Annotated in this window: 19 protein-coding genes and 2 tRNA genes; 12 read left to right on the top strand and 9 right to left on the bottom strand. The window is 42.7% G+C overall.

What is annotated here, in order from left to right; genetic code table 11:
- Window positions 1-9: 9 nt before the first annotated feature.
- The 5 genes from ACLI1A_RS12145 to proS all read right to left on the bottom strand — a co-directional run bounded on the left by ACLI1A_RS12145 (window position 10) and on the right by proS (window position 3081).
- Window positions 10-900, bottom strand: coding sequence for an RHS repeat-associated core domain-containing protein (locus tag ACLI1A_RS12145; protein WP_411408937.1), 891 nt, complete (start codon window positions 898-900; stop codon window positions 10-12).
- A 136-nt stretch (window positions 901-1036) separates the two neighbouring features.
- Complete coding sequence (gene rpsT / locus ACLI1A_RS12140; RefSeq protein WP_411408935.1) at window positions 1037-1291, bottom strand: 30S ribosomal protein S20; 255 nt, start codon at window positions 1289-1291, stop codon at window positions 1037-1039.
- A gap of 32 nt (window positions 1292-1323) precedes the next feature.
- A tRNA-Glu gene (locus tag ACLI1A_RS12135) sits at window positions 1324-1395 on the bottom strand.
- A gap of 47 nt (window positions 1396-1442) precedes the next feature.
- Window positions 1443-1514: transfer RNA gene (locus ACLI1A_RS12130), tRNA-Glu, on the bottom strand.
- Between the two features lie 91 nt (window positions 1515-1605).
- Window positions 1606-3081, bottom strand: coding sequence for a proline--tRNA ligase (gene proS / locus ACLI1A_RS12125; RefSeq protein ID WP_411408933.1), 1476 nt, complete (start codon window positions 3079-3081; stop codon window positions 1606-1608).
- Window positions 3082-3182: 101 nt separating this feature from the next.
- Here proS and ACLI1A_RS12120 point away from each other — a divergent pair, with 101 nt between their 5' ends.
- Window positions 3183-4277, top strand: a complete 1095-nt coding sequence (locus tag ACLI1A_RS12120) for a hypothetical protein (protein ID WP_411408932.1) — start codon at window positions 3183-3185, stop codon at window positions 4275-4277.
- Between the two features lie 96 nt (window positions 4278-4373).
- Window positions 4374-5888, top strand: a complete 1515-nt coding sequence (locus ACLI1A_RS12115) for a transporter (RefSeq protein WP_411408930.1) — start codon at window positions 4374-4376, stop codon at window positions 5886-5888.
- Window positions 5889-5964: 76 nt separating this feature from the next.
- On the opposite strand, the gene ACLI1A_RS12110 is transcribed toward ACLI1A_RS12115, so the two are convergent.
- On the bottom strand, window positions 5965-6462 hold the full coding sequence (locus tag ACLI1A_RS12110; protein ID WP_411408929.1) for a hypothetical protein: 498 nt from the start codon (window positions 6460-6462) through the stop codon (window positions 5965-5967).
- Window positions 6463-6653: 191 nt separating this feature from the next.
- On the opposite strand from ACLI1A_RS12110, the gene rimO reads away from it, so the two are divergent.
- The 3 genes from rimO to ACLI1A_RS12095 all read left to right on the top strand — a co-directional run bounded on the left by rimO (window position 6654) and on the right by ACLI1A_RS12095 (window position 9776).
- Complete coding sequence (rimO, locus tag ACLI1A_RS12105; RefSeq protein ID WP_411408927.1) at window positions 6654-7976, top strand: 30S ribosomal protein S12 methylthiotransferase RimO; 1323 nt, start codon at window positions 6654-6656, stop codon at window positions 7974-7976.
- An 89-nt stretch (window positions 7977-8065) separates the two neighbouring features.
- Window positions 8066-9265 carry a T9SS type A sorting domain-containing protein gene (locus tag ACLI1A_RS12100; RefSeq protein WP_411408925.1) on the top strand — a complete coding sequence of 400 codons (1200 nt, stop codon included), beginning with the start codon at window positions 8066-8068 and terminating at the stop codon, window positions 9263-9265.
- Window positions 9266-9380: 115 nt separating this feature from the next.
- Entirely contained in the window at window positions 9381-9776 is a 396-nt protein-coding gene (locus tag ACLI1A_RS12095) for a hypothetical protein (protein ID WP_411408924.1), read from the top strand.
- Between the two features lie 151 nt (window positions 9777-9927).
- On the opposite strand, the gene ACLI1A_RS12090 is transcribed toward ACLI1A_RS12095, so the two are convergent.
- A complete protein-coding gene (locus tag ACLI1A_RS12090) occupies window positions 9928-12135 on the bottom strand; it encodes a B12-binding domain-containing radical SAM protein (RefSeq protein WP_411408923.1) in 2208 nt (735 codons plus the stop codon).
- A gap of 93 nt (window positions 12136-12228) precedes the next feature.
- On the opposite strand from ACLI1A_RS12090, the gene ACLI1A_RS12085 reads away from it, so the two are divergent.
- From ACLI1A_RS12085 to ACLI1A_RS12055, 7 genes are all read left to right on the top strand, one after another.
- Window positions 12229-13170 (top strand): hypothetical protein, encoded by a 942-nt coding sequence (locus ACLI1A_RS12085; protein WP_411408922.1) that lies wholly within the window; start codon window positions 12229-12231, stop codon window positions 13168-13170.
- Between the two features lie 36 nt (window positions 13171-13206).
- Window positions 13207-13869 carry a hypothetical protein gene (locus ACLI1A_RS12080; protein ID WP_411408921.1) on the top strand — a complete coding sequence of 221 codons (663 nt, stop codon included), beginning with the start codon at window positions 13207-13209 and terminating at the stop codon, window positions 13867-13869.
- 120 nt (window positions 13870-13989) lie between these two features.
- Entirely contained in the window at window positions 13990-16266 is a 2277-nt protein-coding gene (locus tag ACLI1A_RS12075) for a hypothetical protein (RefSeq protein ID WP_411408919.1), read from the top strand.
- An 86-nt stretch (window positions 16267-16352) separates the two neighbouring features.
- A complete protein-coding gene (gene bshC, locus ACLI1A_RS12070) occupies window positions 16353-17942 on the top strand; it encodes a bacillithiol biosynthesis cysteine-adding enzyme BshC (RefSeq protein WP_411408918.1) in 1590 nt (529 codons plus the stop codon).
- Between the two features lie 33 nt (window positions 17943-17975).
- Window positions 17976-18206 carry a hypothetical protein gene (locus ACLI1A_RS12065; protein WP_411408917.1) on the top strand — a complete coding sequence of 77 codons (231 nt, stop codon included), beginning with the start codon at window positions 17976-17978 and terminating at the stop codon, window positions 18204-18206.
- The gene (locus ACLI1A_RS12060) at window positions 18196-18489 is read left to right on the top strand and encodes a type II toxin-antitoxin system RelE/ParE family toxin (protein WP_411408916.1); all 294 of its coding nucleotides are present in this window, start codon (window positions 18196-18198) and stop codon (window positions 18487-18489) included. Before ACLI1A_RS12065 ends, ACLI1A_RS12060 begins: the two co-directional genes overlap by 11 nt.
- Window positions 18490-18576: 87 nt before the next feature.
- Window positions 18577-18996, top strand: coding sequence for a nucleoside-diphosphate kinase (locus ACLI1A_RS12055; protein WP_411408915.1), 420 nt, complete (start codon window positions 18577-18579; stop codon window positions 18994-18996).
- Here the strand turns inward: ACLI1A_RS12055 and ACLI1A_RS12050 are convergent.
- Together ACLI1A_RS12050 and ACLI1A_RS12045 are read right to left on the bottom strand one after the other, a co-directional pair.
- On the bottom strand, window positions 18993-19163 hold the full coding sequence (locus tag ACLI1A_RS12050) for a hypothetical protein (RefSeq protein WP_411408914.1): 171 nt from the start codon (window positions 19161-19163) through the stop codon (window positions 18993-18995). The genes ACLI1A_RS12055 and ACLI1A_RS12050 overlap by 4 nt on opposite strands.
- Window positions 19164-19325: 162 nt before the next feature.
- A partial coding sequence (locus ACLI1A_RS12045) for a T9SS type B sorting domain-containing protein (protein ID WP_411408913.1) occupies window positions 19326-19636 on the bottom strand: 311 nt, incomplete at its 5' end.

Raw genomic sequence — 19636 nt, 5'->3', positions numbered from 1 at the left:
AATTAAATTTTATTGTCGATTCCAATAATCTATTCCATCATTAGGTCTAAACATTGTTCTAGGGGTACCACTTCCCGTAGTAACTCCAAAAGTGTTAGTAGCAGGATGATATTGTAAAACATCTCCATTTCCTCGTACTTTATTAAGTACGCCTGAAGGAGGATTGTGAAAAAAGTCACGTACTCCTTCAACATATTGTTTAGCATTTGAAAATTCTGGAAATTCTGCGCCATGTTTTTTCCAATGATTAAATGCATTTTGTACAGGGCTTAATTTATTTGTGGAAGTCCACAAATCAGCAACTTTACTACCCAATTTTCCAACGGTAGCACCCATACCTGCTAATGGTATCATGGCAGCGGCACTTATTGCGGCACTCTTGTAATCTCCTTGTGCAGCATAAATAATAGCATTTAAACCATCTGCTACTTCTCCAAGGCCAGGTGCTAATCCTCCTATATCTAAAGCCGTATGGATTCCACCCATTACACCGCTTTCACTATTACTACTTGCGCTTGATGCAGGCTCACCTCCAATCACTAATTCTGGTAATTGTGTTACTCCTTGGTCAGTATAATTCCAACTACCGCCGTCGTGTAAAGCTACAGACCGTCCATTCTCAGCAATATACTCTGCCTCTGTACCAATAGCTTTTGCCCCAGCATCATTGAATTCAGCAGCTGCATCAGCATTTGTTTTTGCCGTATTACTCCATTTTACACTATTATCACTTAATACTACCCAATCGTCCGCTTGCATACCATCTGGGTCAACAAAATAGTTTGGATTATTATAAGCATAGTTATACGGTGTCCACCTCCTACTTTGTTCCGCCAACGGGTCAATATTCATCCACCTGCCCAGCGCGGGGTCATAATTACGAGCCCCATAGTCGTACATGTTAAGCCCCAGCTCGTCTTGCAGCTCCTTGCCATTGTACTTATACTTATAAGCCTAATTTTATCAAACCAAATATAAAACAAAAAAGCCTCTCCGTTACCGGAAAGGCTTTCTGTATATTAGATTACGTTAAGTCTTAGTTAAGAGCAGCTACGTGCTTAGTAAGTTTAGACTTAAGGTTAGACGCTTTGTTAGCGTGGATGATGTTTTTCTTGGCAAGTTTATCAATCATAGAGATAACACCTGCAAGTTTCTCAGCAGCTTCAGATTTCACAGTAGCTAAACGTATAGCTTTTATAGCGTTACGTGTAGTTTTGTGCTGATACCTGTTAAGCACCCTCTTCTTTTCGTTGCTTCTTATCCTTTTTAAAGCTGACTTATGATTTGCCATTTTATATTCTTTCTTAAAAATTATTTTAATTGTAGTCCGTACGGGAATCGAACCCGTGTTACCAGAATGAAAATCTGGCGTCCTAACCCCTAGACGAACGGACCAGTAAACTTTCTTTAAACTAAAACCAGCCGTGCTGATTGTTGTTTTGTAGCCCGTGAGGGAATCGAACCCTCCTTACCAGAATGAAAATCTGGCGTCCTAACCGATAGACGAACGGGCCATTGAATTTGTTTGTTCCTCTAATGCGGATGCAAAAGTACAACTAATTTCGAATTCTGCAAGAGCAGGAACAAAAAAATTCAAAAAAAATTCTAGTACGCTTTAGCAAAAAGCACCCTTCCGGCACTTGGCGCACCCGTAAGTACACATATACCAACCTCTTCCTTTCTATCTAGAGGAATACAGCGAATTGTAGCTTTTGTAAGCTCTTTTATCTTTTCTTCGGTCTCCGGGGTACCGTCCCAGTGCGCAGACACAAATCCGGTCTTGTTATCCAGCACATCTGTAAACTCATCCCAAGTGTTTACTTCGGTAATATGAGCATCCCTATAAGCAAATGCTTTATCAAAAAGGCTCTGCTGTATTTGCTCCAGCAGGTTCTTTATATAATCAGCCATACCCTGTGCAGGTACGGTTTCTTTGGTAAGCGTATCGCGCCTTGCCACTTCAAAGGTTCCGTTAGCCAGGTCGTTCGGTCCTATGGCTATACGCACCGGCACACCCTTAAGCTCATACTCGTTAAACTTCCAGCCCGGTTTTTGGGTATCGCGGTCGTCATACTTCACGCTTATGCCCAGTTTGCGCAGTTGCGCTACCAGTTGTTTCGCCTCAGCCGAAATAGCCTCAAGCTGTTCGTCATTGCGGTATATAGGTACAATAACTACCTGTATAGGCGCCAGGTTTGGCGGCAGTACAAGACCGTTATCATCTGAGTGCGTCATTATAAGCGCGCCCATAAGACGGGTACTTACCCCCCATGATGTAGCCCAAACATACTCCTGCTTACCTTCCTTGCTGGTAAACTTCACATCAAATGCCTTGGCAAAATTTTGCCCCAGGAAGTGCGATGTACCTGCCTGAAGCGCTTTACCATCTTGCATAAGCGCCTCTATACAGTAGGTTTCTATAGCACCTGCAAAACGCTCATTAGGGGTTTTCACACCCTTAACAACCGGCACCGCCATAAAGTTCTCTGCAAAATCAGCATATACGTTCATCATTTGTTCTGCTTCTGCAATAGCTTCTCCCTGTGTAGCGTGGGCGGTATGCCCTTCCTGCCACAGGAATTCAGAAGTACGCAGGAACATACGCGTACGCATTTCCCAGCGCACTACGTTTGCCCACTGGTTTATAAGCAGCGGCAGGTCGCGGTAGCTTTGTATCCAGCCGCGGTACGTATCCCATATAATAGTCTCAGACGTAGGCCTTACAATAAGCTCTTCAGTAAGCTTTGCATCAGGATCTACCTCTATTGTTTTTCCGTCTTCTCCGGTTTTTAGCCTGTAGTGGGTTACTACAGCACACTCTTTAGCAAAGCCGTCTACGTGACTGGCCTCTTTGCTAAAATACGACTTGGGTATAAACAGCGGGAAGTACGCATTTTGGTGGCCGGTTTCCTTGAACATCCTGTCAAGCTCCGCCTGAATTTTTTCCCATATTGCAAAACCGTATGGCTTAATAACCATACATCCCCTAACCCCTGAATCTTCAGCCAGGTCAGCCTTCACAACCAGTTCATTATACCATTTGGAATAATCTTCTGACCGCTTTGTTAAATTCTTACTCATCGTATTATAATTGGCACAAATATTGTTTAACTTTATACAGTAAAATAGTTTAGCAAAACTAACCTATTTTTGTAAGTTCAACAATAAAAAAAATTGCAGAGATGAAAAGTGAATACTTAAATATACGCCGGATCTCCCTCTATACCTTAGTGGGCTTCCTGGGCTTGGCTGTATCTTCGTGCAGTTCGTACCAAAACACATCGAGTTACGACTCAGATGGTGTTTATGGATCGGTTCCGCGCGATGCTAATAACCAACCCGTATATAAATATAACGACGGTAATGTAAATAATTACCAAAACGGGCAGCCTGCAGGCCAAAACAGTAACGGATATACAGCATACTTCCAGTCTCTGCAGGATGAATATGCTCCTATAACAGACGAAAACAGCTACACTACTTACGATACCGTACAAAATGCCAATGCACAGCAGGCATACACTACAAGCTATGGCGGATGGGGCGACAGCACCGATAACGTAAACGTAAATGTTTATGGCAGTTACGGATATGGTGGTTATGGCGGATGGGGTTACCCTTATTATGGCGGCTATGGCTGGGGCGGCTATCCTTATTACGGCGGCGGCTGGGGCCTTAGCTTCGGTTGGGGCTGGGGCGGCTACTATGGCTACCCTTACTACGGCTACGGTTATGGCTGGGGTTACCCTTACTATGGTGGCTACTACGGCGGATGGTATGGCGGCGGCTATTATGGCAACCCGCACTACCACTACGGCAACGGCTACTATAGCGGAAACCGTGGCGTAGGCTACTATAACGGCACACGTGGTAATTATTACGGCAATACCGGGCGTTATGCAGGCGGCAGCAGGCGCAGCATTTACAACACAGGCGGCAGAGGCACCTACCAACTGGGCAACAGCCGTAGCGGATACAACAACGGCTCGCGCAGCGGATACTCTACAAGTCCTGGCAGAAACTATTCTAACAGCACTAATTACAACAACGGCAACAGCCGTAGTTATTATAACAATTCAACAAGGAGCAACAGTAGCCCAAGCTACTCACCTTCTCAATCTACACCATCACGCAGTTCATCTCCATCATACAGCACACCGTCACGCAGTAGTAGCGGTGGTGGTAGCTTCGGCGGAGGATCGCGCGGTGGCGGAGGCGGAGGCTTTGGTGGCGGTTCTCGCGGCGGAGGCGGCGGAGGCGGTGGCCGAAGGGGCTAAGCTGATACTACTCAAAACATACAGCCCCATGTTTTTTTCTTTTTCAAAAAAAACATGGGGCTTTCTTTTTACCACACATTCACTACCTTTCATGCTATGAAAAAATTACTTTCTTCGGCAGCTATTGTACTGGCAGCAATCAGTGCGCATGCACAGCAAGACATTAACACAGCACAAGATCCGCTACGCTACAGCACAGACAACCTTACCGGCACGGCACGCTTCCGCGCTATGGCAGGAGCCTTTGGCGCTGTAGGCGGAGACCCTTCAGCCATAAACATTAACCCCGCAGGTTCGGCTATATACAATTACAACTCGGGCACCTTTACCCTAAGCAGCTATAACATGAACAACGCCGCCAATTATTTTGGCGACCGCACCACAAAAAACGGCAACGGCTTTGACCTGAACCAACTGGGGATGTTCTTTGTATTTAACAACGGTAAGGAAGATGCCATAATGAATAAGTTTACCTTAGGCATTAACTACGAAAACACTAAAAGCTTTAACAATACCATGCGCCTGGCAGGCGTAAACCCTACCGGCAGTATAACCGATTACTTTTTGCGCTACGCAAACGGCATTGGTAATGAGGGTGGTATAAACCTGGGCTACCTTAACGGCAGTAGCATATACGATTACCCAAACATGAACTTTATAGACCAACAGGCCTATTTAGGGTACAACGCATACGCCATTAACCCGGTTACCGATGCTTCTGACAACACACAATATGTAGCAAACCTGCCTGAGGGCAGCGCAAACCACTACCAGGAAAGCTACATATCTACCAGCGGATACAACGGTAAAGTAGCACTAAACTTTGCTGCCCAGCTGAAAAAGAGGCTGTATGTGGGCGCTAATGTAAACATCCATTTTACAGACTACATTAACCGCACCAGCTTTTATGAAGACACTAACAACACTACCGGCGAAGGACTGCAGGCTCTTCAACTGGACACCAAACGCTATACGTATGGCGGTGGCGCATCGCTTAACGTAGGAGCCATACTTAAAGTAGCCGAACCTGTACGCATAGGCCTGGCATACGAGTCGCCTACGTGGCTAAGGCTACAGGACGAAATAACCCAAGTGGTAAGAAGTACCGCCGGCGGGCAGGATTACTACACTAACCCGGGCGTAACCATGGTGGGCGACGATTACGGTATACGCACACCCAGTAAATATACAGGTAGCGCAGCGTTTATTTTTGGCAAAGCCGGACTTATAAGTGTAGACTACGGTATGCGAAACTATGGCAACACACGCTATACCAGCAACCGCTACAACGCCCTGAACGCAGAACTGAGCAACAACCTGGACTGGGCAGGCGACCTGCGCGTGGGTACCGAATGGCGTGTAAAAATGGTGAGCATAAGGGGCGGTTACCGCTACCAGCAAAGCCCATATAAAAACGGCAATACCATAGGCGACCTGAATAGTATTTCGGGGGGGCTTGGTTATAGTTTTGGCGGTTCCAGGCTGGACCTTGCCTATACATGGCAGCAACAAAAAAACAACATATCATTGTTTACCCCCGGCCTTACCGATGCCGCACAGGTAAAAACCACCAGCAATAACATAACGCTGTCGTACACCTTAGACCTGTAATTTTTCATCTTACTTTTATATATAAAAAGCCATCCCTTTAAAAGGATGGCTTTTTGGTTTTATTGAAAAATCAAATTTAAAACTTAAACTTAGACATAGGGTCTAAAAACAGTTCGGGGTTTTCCTGTGCAATTTCGGTTAAAACCTGCTTCCACATATCCTCACCTCCTTCCGAAAAAAGAATTTTCCTTTGCAAATCATAAAATGGCCCATTGTCTCTTATACATTTGACGTTAAGCAAAAGCATATCGGCATACACCTTATTGGCCTCTTCAAGGGTTTTAAAATTGGTCTTACTTAAATTTGCTGCCGCCCACTTATCCATACCGGCAAGCACATCAATCTCCTTCGAATACAACGAATAATTAATAGATTGTTTATACTCTTTCAAGGCTTCATCACTTATGGCGCAACTTTCACACTTTTGTCTTTTGATGTAAAGCGCTTTATATACGTCATGTATAGAATCATTTAATATCAAGCCATTGGTATAATTATAACCATTATTATTTTGGGCATAGCCTGTAATTGAAACAAAAATCAAAAAAAGGACGAGATAAAATTGGTTTTTCATTTAAAACTGGATTGATTGGATAATGATAGGCGAAAGATAAAAATTTTAATTATTAATACTATTAAGTAAAACATCATCTCTGATAAAAACACCAAAAAAACCGTTCAACCCCTATTTAAAATTTTTAACGCATCCAGTTGTTTGAAAACCAATAAAAAGCGTACTTTTGCACCTCATTTTTTCTGAGTATTATGAGGACTAAATCTTTAAAAAAGAACAAGATAAACGTTATTACCCTGGGGTGTTCTAAAAACGTATACGACAGCGAAGTGCTTATGGGCCAGCTGCGTGCCAGCGGTAAAGACGTTACCCACGAAGCTACCGGCCGCGACGAAGGCAACATCATTGTTATAAATACCTGTGGTTTTATAGACAATGCCAAGGAGGAGTCGGTAAACATGATACTGAATTATGTAGACAAAAAAGAGCAGGGTATTGTAGACAAGGTTTTTGTTACCGGATGCCTTAGCGAACGCTATAAACCGGACCTGCAAAAGGAGATACCCGATGTAGACCAGTACTTTGGCACTACCGAGTTGCCATTGCTGCTTAAAGCACTGGGCGCCGACTATAAGCATGAGCTACTGGGCGAACGTATAACCACTACCCCAAAAAACTATGCTTACCTTAAAATAGCCGAGGGTTGCGACCGTCCGTGCAGTTTCTGCGCAATACCGCTTATGCGTGGTAAGCACGTAAGCCAGCCTATAGAAAAACTGGTTAAGGAAGCAGAAGGCCTTGCCCGAAACGGTGTTAAGGAACTTATACTTATAGCACAAGACCTTACCTATTACGGCCTTGACCTGTATAAAAAACGCAACCTTGCCGAGTTGCTGGAAAACCTTGTTAAGGTGGAAGGCATTGAATGGATTCGCCTGCACTATGCGTTTCCGAGCGGGTTCCCGATGGATGTGCTGGAGCTGATGAACCGCGAACCCAAGATTTGCAACTACATAGATATTCCGCTACAACATATTTCAGACAGTGTACTGAAATCGATGCGCCGTGGTACTACTAAAGAAAAAACCACAAAACTGCTTAAGGAGTTCCGCCAGGCGGTTCCGGGCATGGCCATACGTACTACGCTGATTGTAGGCTACCCGGGTGAAACCGAGGAAGATTTCCAGATACTGAAAGACTGGGTTACCGAAATGCGTTTTGAGCGCCTGGGTTGTTTTACTTACAGCCATGAAGAAAACACTCATGCCTACCTACTGGAAGACGATGTTCCGCAGGAAGTAAAACAACAACGTGCCAACGAAATTATGGAGATACAAAGCCAGATTTCGTGGGAACTGAACCAGGAGAAAATAGGCCAAACATTCCGTTGTGTGATAGACCGCAAAGAGGGCAACCACTTTGTAGCCCGAACCGAGTTTGACAGCCCCGATGTAGACAATGAAGTACTGATTGATGCCACAAGCATTTACCTGAAAACAGGCGAGTTTGTAAACATCAACATAACAGATGCTACCGAGTTTGACCTTTATGGCGTTCCGGCGGTAACAGTATAATTAGCATGTAACGATAAAAAAATAATGCCTGGTTTTATATCAGTCATTATTTTTTATATAAATTTAGGAGGTTCTCAATCAACCTTCTTATGAAAATAATTACACTGCTCTTTTTACTGCTAAACAGCCTGGCTTTTAGCCAAGATGTTTACATCCCCGATGTGGCGCTCAAGGCCAAACTGGTATCTTCCAATCTGGGCATAGATATAAACAGCGATGGCGAGATACAGGTTTCTGAAGCATTAAGTGTTACCGACACCCTCTATGTAGGCGGAAGCGCAACTGTTAATGGTACAATTAGCGACCTGACGGGTATTGAGGCTTTCACAAACATTACCGGCTTTAAAGCCGCATTTAACCATATTGAAATATTAGACCTTAGCCAAAACCATGAGTTGCTTTATATAGATATAAGCCATAATAATCTCACCAGTATAAATGTATCTGGATGCCCAGCATTAAACAACATCAATTGCTATAACAACCAATTGACAAATTTAGATATAAGCAATAACCTGTTGCTCTCGGTATTGTACTGCGGCAAAAATAACCTGGCCGGCCTTACTGTAAACACTAATACAGCGCTCGAAATATTAGATTGTGCTACCAATAAACTTACTGAACTGGATGTCACCCAAAATCATAATTTGCAAAGTCTGTATTGCTTTGATAATAACCTTACATCGCTAAACTTATTAAATTCGTCTCAACTGGAGCTTCTCTCATGTGGCACCAATCCACAACTTACCGGGCTTAATTTTAGCAATACTCCTTTGCTCGTACAGCTTAACTGTGTGGCTACAGCAGTACAAAGTATAAACCTTAGCATGTGTCCTTATGTGCAGTTACTGATTTGCAATGGCTGCCCTCTGCTTGAACAAATCAACCTTAAAAACGGCAATAACGCCTATTTCAATACCGCATACTTTAACCTCACAAATTTACCCTCATTGCAAATAGTATGTGTAGACTCGCAGGATTCTGATTTTGCCCAATGGGTGCAAAACCAGGTAAACCCGGATGTATCGGTATCTGATGTGTGTGAACTGGCAACTGAAGTAAATAATACTCATGCAATTACAGTTTACCCTAACCCCACAGGAAACTCCATATATATTACCGGTACCGGCTTATTTGAAATTTATATTTACAACTCTTTAGGCCAGCTGGCCGGGTATTATAAGAATGTAGCAAAGCTGGATTTTTCGAAATTTTCACAAGGTTTGTACATTCTGTACATACAGGATGCATCGGGTGCTGTTACAATTACAAAAGTGCTAAAAAACTAGTCAATAGCAAATGTTTCTTAAGCAGGGCATCTAATTAGCAATAAAAAATTTAAGAAAACCGAAGCACAACGCTCCGGCTTTTTTTGTATGTTTGGTTCACCAAATAACATTTTACATGAAACGTATTACCTTTATATTCACAATGATTTGCCTGATGTTTGCAGCAGCCGGCCATAGCCAGGTAAACCGCCGCATAGCACCACAGCAGTATAGAAACTCCAGTCCCAGCAAAGAACAGAAGAAATACGACTTTGTAGAAAGCAGTGTAGAATACTACACCAAAGAACTGAAACTTGATGATTTTCAGGCAGCAGCGGTAAGACAGGTATACGAATCGGAACGCGATAACATTGAAGCACTGCGCGAATCGGGCGAAGATGTTACTACCGACGAAAAAAAAGAAAAGGCATATGCCATTACCGAACGTATAGATGCTAAGGTATTAAAACTCCTGAACCCTGAACAAACGAAAAAGTTTGAAGAGCTTAAAGCAAAGAGGAAAACGCATTAATTTTTTCCATTTGCTTCGCCAGTTCGGGTATAGCACTTGGGTCGATCGAAATGCAATGGTGCCGAGGAATCTCAGTATTTAACAAAACTAACATAGAGATTTCTCCACTTCGCTACGCTACGGTCGAAATGGAAGACAGATAAACTACATACTACAATACAAGGAGCCCATATTCACGTAAGGTGTTTACGGGTTTGCTGTACCAGAAGGGTTCAAACTCTTCCAGTCCGGCAGCTTCGTAATCTTCTTTTACTTTAGCAAAGGTCAAGGGTTTTTCGGTAGCTGAGATTTTACCTAACAGTGCAGCAAGCCATTGCCCCTGCTCCTCACCTACCTGTACTGAAAAACTATCGCGCTTACTATGGAAGGCAAGCGTAGCCATAGGGAATGAACGCCCTTTTTTGTTTTTGGTAAAAAGTTCAACAACAGGCTTGGTTCCTGTCCATACTATTTTTGCAGTGGGTTTTATACTGAAGTTATCTTCATCTAACAGCGCATTGTGAATGTAATCGTGCGGCACTTTTGTACGTGGTATTTTAAACTCGAACCAGTCCTGCAACGGATAGTCAAAACATATACCGTGCATAAAGTTGAACAACGATTTCTTTAAACCAAAGCTAAACTTATCATGGTTGGCACCGGTATTATCGGTAAACATAATATCGTTATTGGCAAAGGTGCCCACAATATCACTGTCCTTAACCACCCCAAACTTATCAGGCTCTATACCCACAGGACTGTGCGCCGTCATGGCAAACTGGTGCCAAAAGCCGCTTTGCAGTATGCCCAACTCAAACATTTGGCGTACCATTTCTAGTGAGTCGATGGTTTCCTGGGCGGTTTGCGTTGGGAAACCGTACATCAGGTATGCGTGTACCATAATGCCCGCTTCGGTAAAGTTGCGTGTTACGCGAGCCACCTGGGCCACGGTAACACCTTTTTGTATCAGTTCCAAAAGCCTGTCGGAAGCCACCTCTAACCCACCCGAAACGGCAATACACCCCGAAAGCTTGAGCAGTCGACACAGGTCGGCGGTAAAGCTTTTTTCAAAACGGATGTTTGTCCACCAGCTTACGGTAAGGTTACGACGCAGAATTTCCAGCGCCACCTCACGCATCAGTGCCGGTGGTGCAGCTTCGTCTACAAAGTGGAAACCGTTTTGCCCGGTCTGGGCAATGAGTTCCTCCATTCTGTCAACCAAAAGTTTGGCAGCCACAGGTTCGTATACTTTTATATAATCGAGTGAAATATCACAGAAAGTACACTTGCCCCAGTAACAGCCGTGTGCCATGGTAAGTTTGTTCCAGCGGCCATCGCTCCACATACGGTGCATGGGGTTTACGACTTCGATTACCGAAATGTATTTATCCAGCGGTAGACCTGTATAATCAGGCGTGCCGACTTCGCTTTGCTTATAATCCCTGCAGCCCGAATTGTCTATGTACTTTACCTCGCCGTCTTTTAATATAAAAGTACGTTTCAGCTGGCTGATGTCGCGCTTGCCGTTTACCTGTTCTATAATGCATTCTATAGGCGCCTCGCCATCGTCGAGCATTATATAGTCGAAAAACTCCATAACGCGCGGGTCGCTCAGGGAGCGCAGTTCCGTATTGGGGAAACCGCCGCCCATAGCCGTTTTCATGTGCGGGAAATGCTCCTTAATATATTGCGCCGAGCGGAACGCCGCGTATAAATTACCCGGAAACGGCACCGAAAAGCCCACCAGCTTCGGGTCGGTATTAAACAAAAGCTCATCGAGCAGGTCGATTAGTATTTCGTCTATAAAGGTGTAAGGTTGTTGCAGGCTTTCGTACAGCTCGTCAAACGAATTGGCCGAACGCCCCAGCCTTTCGGCATAGCGGCTAAAGCCAAAATGCGGGTCGGCGCACTCCACAATCAGGTCGCTTATATCCTCCAGGTACAGCGTTGCCAGGTGCTTGGCCTTATCCTGCGTACCCATGGAGCCAAACGCCCAGTCCAGTTCCTCCAGCTGTGCAAAGCGCGAAGCCTCGGGCAGGAATTCCTCACTGCATATAAGGTGTGCCAGCGTGGGGTTTTTACCCTGCAAAAACAGGATAACCGGGTCTATGGTTTTTAAGTATTCGTTTTTAAGGGCGAGGATGCGTTCACTGTTGGTTGACAGTTGTTGGTTGTTGGTTGTCAGATGCTCCTCTACGCGGTTAAATAGCTGCGTAAGCCCTTCTTTAGAGAACAGCTTTAGTATTACGTCTATGCCCAGGTCGGACTGCGCGGCGGCGATACCTTTGGTATTCAGGAAACCTTTCAGGTAGGCCGTGGCGGGGTACGGGGTGTTCAGCTGGGTGAACGGCGGGGTTATAAGTAATACGTCTGTGCTCAAAACTACAGGGTTTAGGGTGCAAAAGTACGTGTTATTTGGCAGACGGCAAACGGGAGGGATTTTTGGGTATATTTGAGAATAAAAATGGATTGTATGGATAAGCTACAAATGAGAAATGAAGCTGTAAGACTACTCCGTTCTGAAACTCCAGATGCAGTTAAAGAATTATTATCAATTTATATTGAATTCCTATTAATGGTAATCAATAAAAATCATCATGACAAAATTGAAGTCACAGGAGGAAACTATGCTCCTATTATATTACAAATGATTACTACAAAATTAGCTCATTTGAATGAAACGATTGATGGAGTTGATTTTAATGGGGTGTTGAAAAACAAAATAATAGACTTAACTGTTGTAGCGACAATATCAAGAAGTATTTTTGAAATGATAGGAGCTTTTAATTTGGTATTTATAACTCCAAAGAACTATGATGAACAGAAAATTATGTTTAATTTATGGGCATTATCAGGACTAAATTATCGCCAAAGATTTAATAATGTTGCTAGAACACAAGATAGCAAAAACAAAGTTATAGATGAACTAAATCAAATTGAAATTCTTACCAAAGAGATTACTGAAACAGAGTTGTTCAAACAGTTATCCGAGAAAAATCAAAGTAAAATTCTATCTAAAATTAAGGCTAAAGATTATAAAATAATATTTGAAACCAATAATGTCGCTTTTTTGGATTGGAAAGATTTAATCCCTGTTATAGGAATGAAAGAAGACTTAATGGAACATTTGTATACTTATTTTTCATTATATGCTCATCCCTCTTTTGTATCGGTTTTTCAATATGGCGATATGTATAAAGATGACAAATCTTGGATAGAGTTAACAATTTTTAATTTAAAAAATGTATTTTTTTTAGTAAGCTCATTTATTGCTGATTACATAAAAATATTTCCTAATGTACTATATACATTTGAAAATTTATCTTTACAAAAACAAATTGCGATTGATTGGCAGAATACATTTGCAAGAGGTGAAGCCAAATCAATTAATAATTGTATTCGGAAGTTAGATTAATATAATAGTTCATCATTTTTAGCCGTAATAATCATTATGAAGAAAAACCTTTTAGCAGCAGCGTTCATGCTGCTTTCATCATACATATTTGCCCAGGTAAACAGTTGCCAATGCCCTGAAAATTTAGATGCCGGCACCACTGAGGGCGATGCCCCACAAAAGGTATTTACCTTTAAAAACGGCAGGCAGATTATTTTATGCGGCTATGAAAACGAAGAAGACGGTAAGGCAGTGTATTCGGAATTTATATTACAGGAATGCGACAGCCCCGATATTATCGGTTTTTGGGAAGCCATGTTTACCGGTACGGTAGAGTTTAAGAACAACGTTATTTTTATTAAAGAGGAAATGCAGCTACCCGTGGGGCCAAACCGTAGTTTTGTAGCCACCACATGGAGCACCGAAACCATACAATACCTGGACAAGTCGCTGGTGCGAAAACGCGTAATAAACCGCAGCATCCGCAAGTATACCGAGGCTGAGATTAAAGCCACACTTCAAGAATTTGAAGAAGGAAGTGCTAAATATAAAGGCGACGTGGAAGACCTGATGGGCAAGCTGTTTATTGCCGCGCTTTCGGGTAGTACTAAGGCCAAAACCTACTTTGACGATTTTGACAGATTTGCTACTTTAGACGGTGCCGTGGCAGAGCAGTATAAAGACCTGAGTGCTATGCTGAGCGAGTTTATAAGAAATTAAAAATCAAAAAAAATCTAATTTTGTACTAAAACACTATTAATTTGTAAGGAAAGGCGGCATTAAGTTTTCTTAAAAAAGCTTTAAAAGGTGTATATTTACGCCTGCCAATTACAAATTATAATGATACGAATATTTGCCACGCTGTTCTTTATATGCCTTATTGCCCCATTACATGCCCAAAAGCTTACGCTGAGCGAACTGGTTTCGCTTGTAAATAAGCCAAATACCGAGCAGGTAAATACGTTTTTGCAATCTAAAAACTGGAACTACTCCGGTGCAAAAAAGGGCCATACCGATGCAGATGAAATTACCTCCTGGCAAATTACCACCGACAAAAACGAAACGGCTACAGTAAGCCTTTTTGCCTTTAGCGGTACTCCGGCTAAAATAACCTATACATTGCCTAATAAAGATGCCTTTGCCCTGATTCAAAAAGCCATACCTGTGCTGAACTTTAAGCCGGCAAACAAAAAACAGGAAGAAGACAGGGAAATAGCAACTTTGTACAGTAAAAATTTTATTCTCCTGGCCGAAACTCCTGCCGATAATACCACGGTGCCGTATACCGTTACCCTAATAAAAAAGCTTAGTGCATACGACCCCGCTAACGGTGCTAAAAAAGACTACTATGAAGACAATACCCTTGCTGCTGAATATACGCTGAAAGATGGGAAACTTACCGGGGTACTGCGTACGTATTATGAAAACGGACTACTGAAACTAAACGGGCATTACCTTAACGATGTAGCCGAAGGCCGCTTTGAGGAATACGATTCGCTAGGCTTTAAGTCGATGGAATACCAAATGAAGAATGGACTGAAAACCGGGCTGCTTTCGGTATTCGAGCGCAACAGGCTGAGTGCTACAACAAACTATGTAAACGGACTGAAAAGTGGTCAGTACAATGAGTACTTTTATGATAATGAGTCGGGCGACTTAAAACTGAAACTGTACGGCCAGTATGTAAAGGACGAAATGGAAGGCACCTGGAAGATTTTCCTTGTAGAAGCTGATAAGGAAACCCCTATTAGCTATCGCAATTACAGTAAAGGCAAAGCTGAAGGTGAGTTCCAGGAAACCACTAAAGACAGTGTAATTACCGGGAACTACCGTAACGGACAGATGGATGGCGTCTATAAAATTTATTGGGACATGGAAGCCTCTGCCATGGGTGGTTATGCCAAAAGGGGCATTGCCGGCCTAAAACTGGTTACTGAAGGCAACTATACTGCCGGAAAACGTGCCGGAAACTGGAAATACTACGACCATAACAACACCCTGATTACCGAGGGAGATTTTGCCGAAGATAAAGAAATAGGTACATGGCGTTACTACTATCCGCGCTACTACAACCGTAAGGGTACAGAGGTATCTTATGCCGGCGAGCTGTACCTTACCCGTACTTATGCTAACGGTACCCTTAGTGGTAAATCGGTGCGTTTTTCATACCTGGAAGAAAAGCAATTTCCGTGCGAAAGCGGTGGTGTATGCTACGAAAGTATTTATCATAAATTCCTGGAAACTGCTAACTACGATAACAATATGCTGAACGGCCTGTATGAGGTAGTAAACCCTCAAGGTGGCGTGGTTGTAAAAGGCATGTATGCCTCAAACCTAAAAGAAGGCCAATGGCTGGAACACCCTACCGGAGAGTACTTTAGCAAAGGCAGCTACATTCACGATAAAAAAACCGGCACCTGGATAGATACTGATATGTCCGGTAGCGTAATACGCACCTGCACTTACAATGAAAACGGCTTGCCTGAAGGCGAAGAAGTAATCTACAAAAACGGACGTATTATAGCTAACAATATGTTTAGCAATGGATTGCTCACCAAATCTATTGAGTACGACGATAAGGGTAAACCGCTTACCGAATACACGTTGCACGATTTTAAGCCTGAAAGCTTCAGGATAACGATTACCAATTATTTACCCAACAAAAACAGGGAAACCCAGGAATACACGTTTATAAAACAGGAAGAAATCGATTTTGAATATTTCAAAGCGATACTAAAACCTGTACTAAATACTGATAACTGCTATAAAGACGGCGCATATACCCTTACTGATGCAAAGAACAATTTACTGGTTGGCGGCACCTATCTTAAAGAAGCTCAAACCGGGCTGTGGCGTTATTTCTATTACGATCAAAAAGTAAAGCTGGAAAGCAATTACACTGATGGTAAAAGGGTCGACGAAACGTATTTCCTTATTGGCAACGATAGCCCTTACAGTGGCAGGTTTACTTATATAGATGAAACAGCCGGAACCAAAGAAATACGCAAAATAAAAGATGGCCTTAAGCACGGCAATACCTTTGTAAAAGACCTTAAAACAGATGAGTTGGTTCGTAAAGAAAAATATGAGGCGGGTGTTTTTGTTACCAATGAATAATATTTAAACACAGAATTAAATACACTATTTATAGAAAAGCTTCGATGAATTTATTTTTGCGTACCTTTGCTTAAAATATAAACGCAATGCCCACGGACTGTATCAGCTATCAAAATTCAGGTTACTTCACGCCACTAATGGTAGATTACCTTAAACAGAAAGACAACCTGAAACCGCTGTATCACCGTTTCCCTACCCTGCAAAACTTTGAAGCGCAGATTACTGAAAAGCAACAGAACTTTTCGCAACACAACCGCAATGTGTTGGTAAATGCTTTGCTGGGACAATATAAAAATGTTGACGCCTCTCCGTACACACTAGAAAATATACAGCTGCTTACACAAGGCACCACCTTTACTGTAACCACCGGCCACCAGCTTAACCTGTTTACCGGCCCGCTGTATTTCCTCTACAAAATAGTTTCGGCCATTAACCTGGCTAAAGAACTTAAGGCAGCTTATCCTACTTATGATTTTGTGCCTGTGTACTGGATGGCAACAGAAGATCACGACTTTGAGGAGATAAACTATTTTACGTTCCGCGATAAAAAAATTCGTTGGAACCGCGAAAGTACGGGGCCTGTAGGCCGTCTTTCTACCGAAGGGCTTGCAGCAGTACTTGAGGTTTTTATCCAAGAACTGGGTCCCGGCATTAATGCAAAATGGCTTACAACCCTGTTTGAAAACGCTTACCTAAAACATGAAAATCTGGCTGATGCTACCCTGTATTTGGCCAACGAATTGTTTAAAGACTACGGCTTGGTTATTATTGACGGTGACAAGCCGGAACTGAAAAAGCTGTTGGCTCCTTATGCAAAAGAGGAACTGTTACAGCAAACCAGCCATAGCAAAGTTGCCGAAACTACGGCATTGCTTAAAAACTACAATGTTCAGGTAAACCCACGCGATATTAACCTGTTTTATATAGAAGACAACCTGCGTGAACGTATTATCCTTCAAGATAACACCTATTACATAAACAATACTCAACTGAAATTTAGCGAAAGTGAAATCATGTCAGAGTTGGAAAACCACCCTGAGAAATTCAGCCCTAACGTGATTATGCGCCCGCTGTACCAGGAAGTGATTTTGCCTAACCTTGCCTATATAGGCGGTGGTGGCGAACTGGCCTACTGGCTGGAACTGAAATCGTTTTTCGATTCGCAAAACGTTACCTTCCCCATGCTGCTAATGCGCAATTCGGTATTACTTGCAACAGAAAAACAGGTTTCAAAACTGGATAAACTCGGGCTTACCTGGGCCGATTTATTCAGCAAGCAACAAGACTTATTGAATAAAAAAACCGAGAAGCTTTCAGACTTATGCCTTAATTTTTCAGGCTTACGCGAAACTATTGAGAATCAGTTCTCTTTAATGCGCGAAATGGCATCTAAAACTGACAGTACTTTTACCGGAGCCGTAAAAGCACAGGAGCTAAAGCAACTAAAGGGACTCGAAAATTTAGAGAAGCGGCTTTTAAAAGCAGAAAAACGAAACCACAGAGACCAGCTGGAACGCATAGCAGCACTGCAAAACGAACTGTTCCCTAACCGCAGCTTACAGGAAAGACGCAACAATTTTAGTGAGTTTTACCTCGATTACGACGGCAAGCTTATTACCGAACTTTTCGCGCAACTAAAACCTCTGGAGCAGGAGTTTAACATCATTGTTCTGTAATTTTCTGTATATTTACGGTAAACGTTTTGCCCAATGGATATCGCAGCCGAGAAAGCCCGTCTTAAAGAAGAAATCGACAAAGTAACCGATCCTACTGTTTTGTTGCAGATAAGGGAATTACTGGAACATACTGAAGATACATTGCTTACACCTGAACAGATAAAGATGGTTGAGGAACGTAGGGCAGAATATTTAACAAATCCTGAATCAGGTATAGATTCTGAGGACTTAGACGAGGAAATCAGAAAGAGATATGGCTTTTAAAGTCATTGTAACCACACCTGCAAAACATGACATCTTCAAGGCTTTAGACTGGTATGAGAGCAGGCAGCCCGGACTCGGCAACCGCTTTTATCAAAGCTATTCGGATGTTATTTCATACATCAAAACCAACCCTGAACTTTTTAATATCAAATACAACAATTATAGAGAAGCAAAACTACAGGATTTTCCTTATGTAGTAATTTTTGAAATAAGCTATGATGTGGCTTATGTTTATGCCATATTCAACACCCATAAAAATCCCGGCAAAAAGCCCAATAAATAAAATTCTCTAAATTTTGGTAAAAAACGGTTTCGCTATTGAAAGATATCCAACAGAAATAGTAATTTTGCCAAAAATCTAAAACGAATTATGGCAACAAACAGGACCTTTACCATGATTAAGCCGGATGCAGTAGAAAAAGGGCACATCGGCGGTATTTTATCTATGATTACTGAAGCTGGTTTCAGGATTGTATCTCTTAAACTTACCCAACTTACTGTAGCTGACGCTCAGGCATTTTATGCTGTACACAGCGAAAGGCCTTTTTACGGTGAGCTTGTAAGCTTTATGTCGCGCGGCCCAATAGTTGCTGCCATCCTTGAAAAAGATAACGCAGTAGAAGATTTCCGTAAACTTATCGGCGCTACTAACCCTGCTGATGCTGCCGAAGGTACCATCCGTAAAAAATACGCTACTTCAATGGGCGAAAATGCTGTTCACGGTTCAGATAGCGATGAAAACGCTGCTATCGAAGGTAACTTCCACTTTGCCGGAAGGGAACAGTTCTAATAAAAGAATACCTTAACAAAATACCTAAAAGCCATGCATTCGCGTGGCTTTTTCATTTCCATAAGCAGCCCACAAAGCGCCATTTCATTACCCTCGTACCCGCTGTCCGCTGTATCTGCAAGCCCAACAGGCTCACAGGATGCCGCTCCCATCGGGGCTAAAGGCATACTCCGCTTTCTTATCCGTAAACGTTCCTTCTCTCACAATACATAAAACAACAAAGGCAGCCAATGGCTGCCTTTGTTGTTTTATGTATTATCTTTTGTTCTTAAGCTATAATCCCCGCCCCAAAACTTGGAACCTGAAACTTTAAACCTTTAAACAAATTCTTATCGTTTCATCGCAAAGTGTGCTTTAAACTCAAGGCGGTGACCGTTGTAGGTGTACTCTACCGTAAACCAGTAGTCGTCACTCGGAAGGGCTGCACCGTTGTAGGTACCGTCCCAGCCTTCTCCGCTTGGTGAGATTTGTTTCAGCAGCTTGCCGTAACGGTCAAAGATGAAGATGTTCGTATCTGAGTAGCCCTCTTCCATACCGTGGATGTTCCAGGTGTCGTTAAAGCCGTCACCGTTAGGGGTAAAGAATCTTGGGTAGTCAATCACACTTACGTTTTCTATAATTAACGTACCACATTCTACTT

It is taken from the genome of Flavobacterium sp. RHBU_3 (assembly GCF_046613565.1).
Taxonomy (GTDB): domain Bacteria; phylum Bacteroidota; class Bacteroidia; order Flavobacteriales; family Flavobacteriaceae; genus Flavobacterium.
This window is presented reverse-complemented; position numbering and strand designations above follow the sequence as displayed.

What these genes read in the sequence shown, in the direction of transcription:
- ACLI1A_RS12080 (WP_411408921.1), top strand. Translation starts at nt 13,207, where the DNA reads ATGAAGAAAAACCTTTTAGCAGCAGCGTTCATGCTGCTTTCATCATAC.
- rimO (WP_411408927.1), top strand. Translation starts at nt 6,654, where the DNA reads ATGAGGACTAAATCTTTAAAAAAGAACAAGATAAACGTTATTACCCTG.
- rpsT (WP_411408935.1), bottom strand. Translation starts at nt 1,291, where the DNA reads ATGGCAAATCATAAGTCAGCTTTAAAAAGGATAAGAAGCAACGAAAAG.
- ACLI1A_RS12145 (WP_411408937.1), bottom strand. Translation starts at nt 900, where the DNA reads ATGTACGACTATGGGGCTCGTAATTATGACCCCGCGCTGGGCAGGTGG.
- ACLI1A_RS12115 (WP_411408930.1), top strand. Translation starts at nt 4,374, where the DNA reads ATGAAAAAATTACTTTCTTCGGCAGCTATTGTACTGGCAGCAATCAGT.
- proS (WP_411408933.1), bottom strand. Translation starts at nt 3,081, where the DNA reads ATGAGTAAGAATTTAACAAAGCGGTCAGAAGATTATTCCAAATGGTAT.
- ACLI1A_RS12120 (WP_411408932.1), top strand. Translation starts at nt 3,183, where the DNA reads ATGAAAAGTGAATACTTAAATATACGCCGGATCTCCCTCTATACCTTA.
- ACLI1A_RS12065 (WP_411408917.1), top strand. Translation starts at nt 17,976, where the DNA reads ATGGATATCGCAGCCGAGAAAGCCCGTCTTAAAGAAGAAATCGACAAA.
- ACLI1A_RS12075 (WP_411408919.1), top strand. Translation starts at nt 13,990, where the DNA reads ATGATACGAATATTTGCCACGCTGTTCTTTATATGCCTTATTGCCCCA.
- ACLI1A_RS12100 (WP_411408925.1), top strand. Translation starts at nt 8,066, where the DNA reads ATGAAAATAATTACACTGCTCTTTTTACTGCTAAACAGCCTGGCTTTT.
- ACLI1A_RS12110 (WP_411408929.1), bottom strand. Translation starts at nt 6,462, where the DNA reads ATGAAAAACCAATTTTATCTCGTCCTTTTTTTGATTTTTGTTTCAATT.
- ACLI1A_RS12085 (WP_411408922.1), top strand. Translation starts at nt 12,229, where the DNA reads ATGGATAAGCTACAAATGAGAAATGAAGCTGTAAGACTACTCCGTTCT.
- ACLI1A_RS12055 (WP_411408915.1), top strand. Translation starts at nt 18,577, where the DNA reads ATGGCAACAAACAGGACCTTTACCATGATTAAGCCGGATGCAGTAGAA.
- ACLI1A_RS12060 (WP_411408916.1), top strand. Translation starts at nt 18,196, where the DNA reads ATGGCTTTTAAAGTCATTGTAACCACACCTGCAAAACATGACATCTTC.
- ACLI1A_RS12050 (WP_411408914.1), bottom strand. Translation starts at nt 19,163, where the DNA reads ATGCCTTTAGCCCCGATGGGAGCGGCATCCTGTGAGCCTGTTGGGCTT.
- bshC (WP_411408918.1), top strand. Translation starts at nt 16,353, where the DNA reads ATGCCCACGGACTGTATCAGCTATCAAAATTCAGGTTACTTCACGCCA.
- ACLI1A_RS12095 (WP_411408924.1), top strand. Translation starts at nt 9,381, where the DNA reads ATGAAACGTATTACCTTTATATTCACAATGATTTGCCTGATGTTTGCA.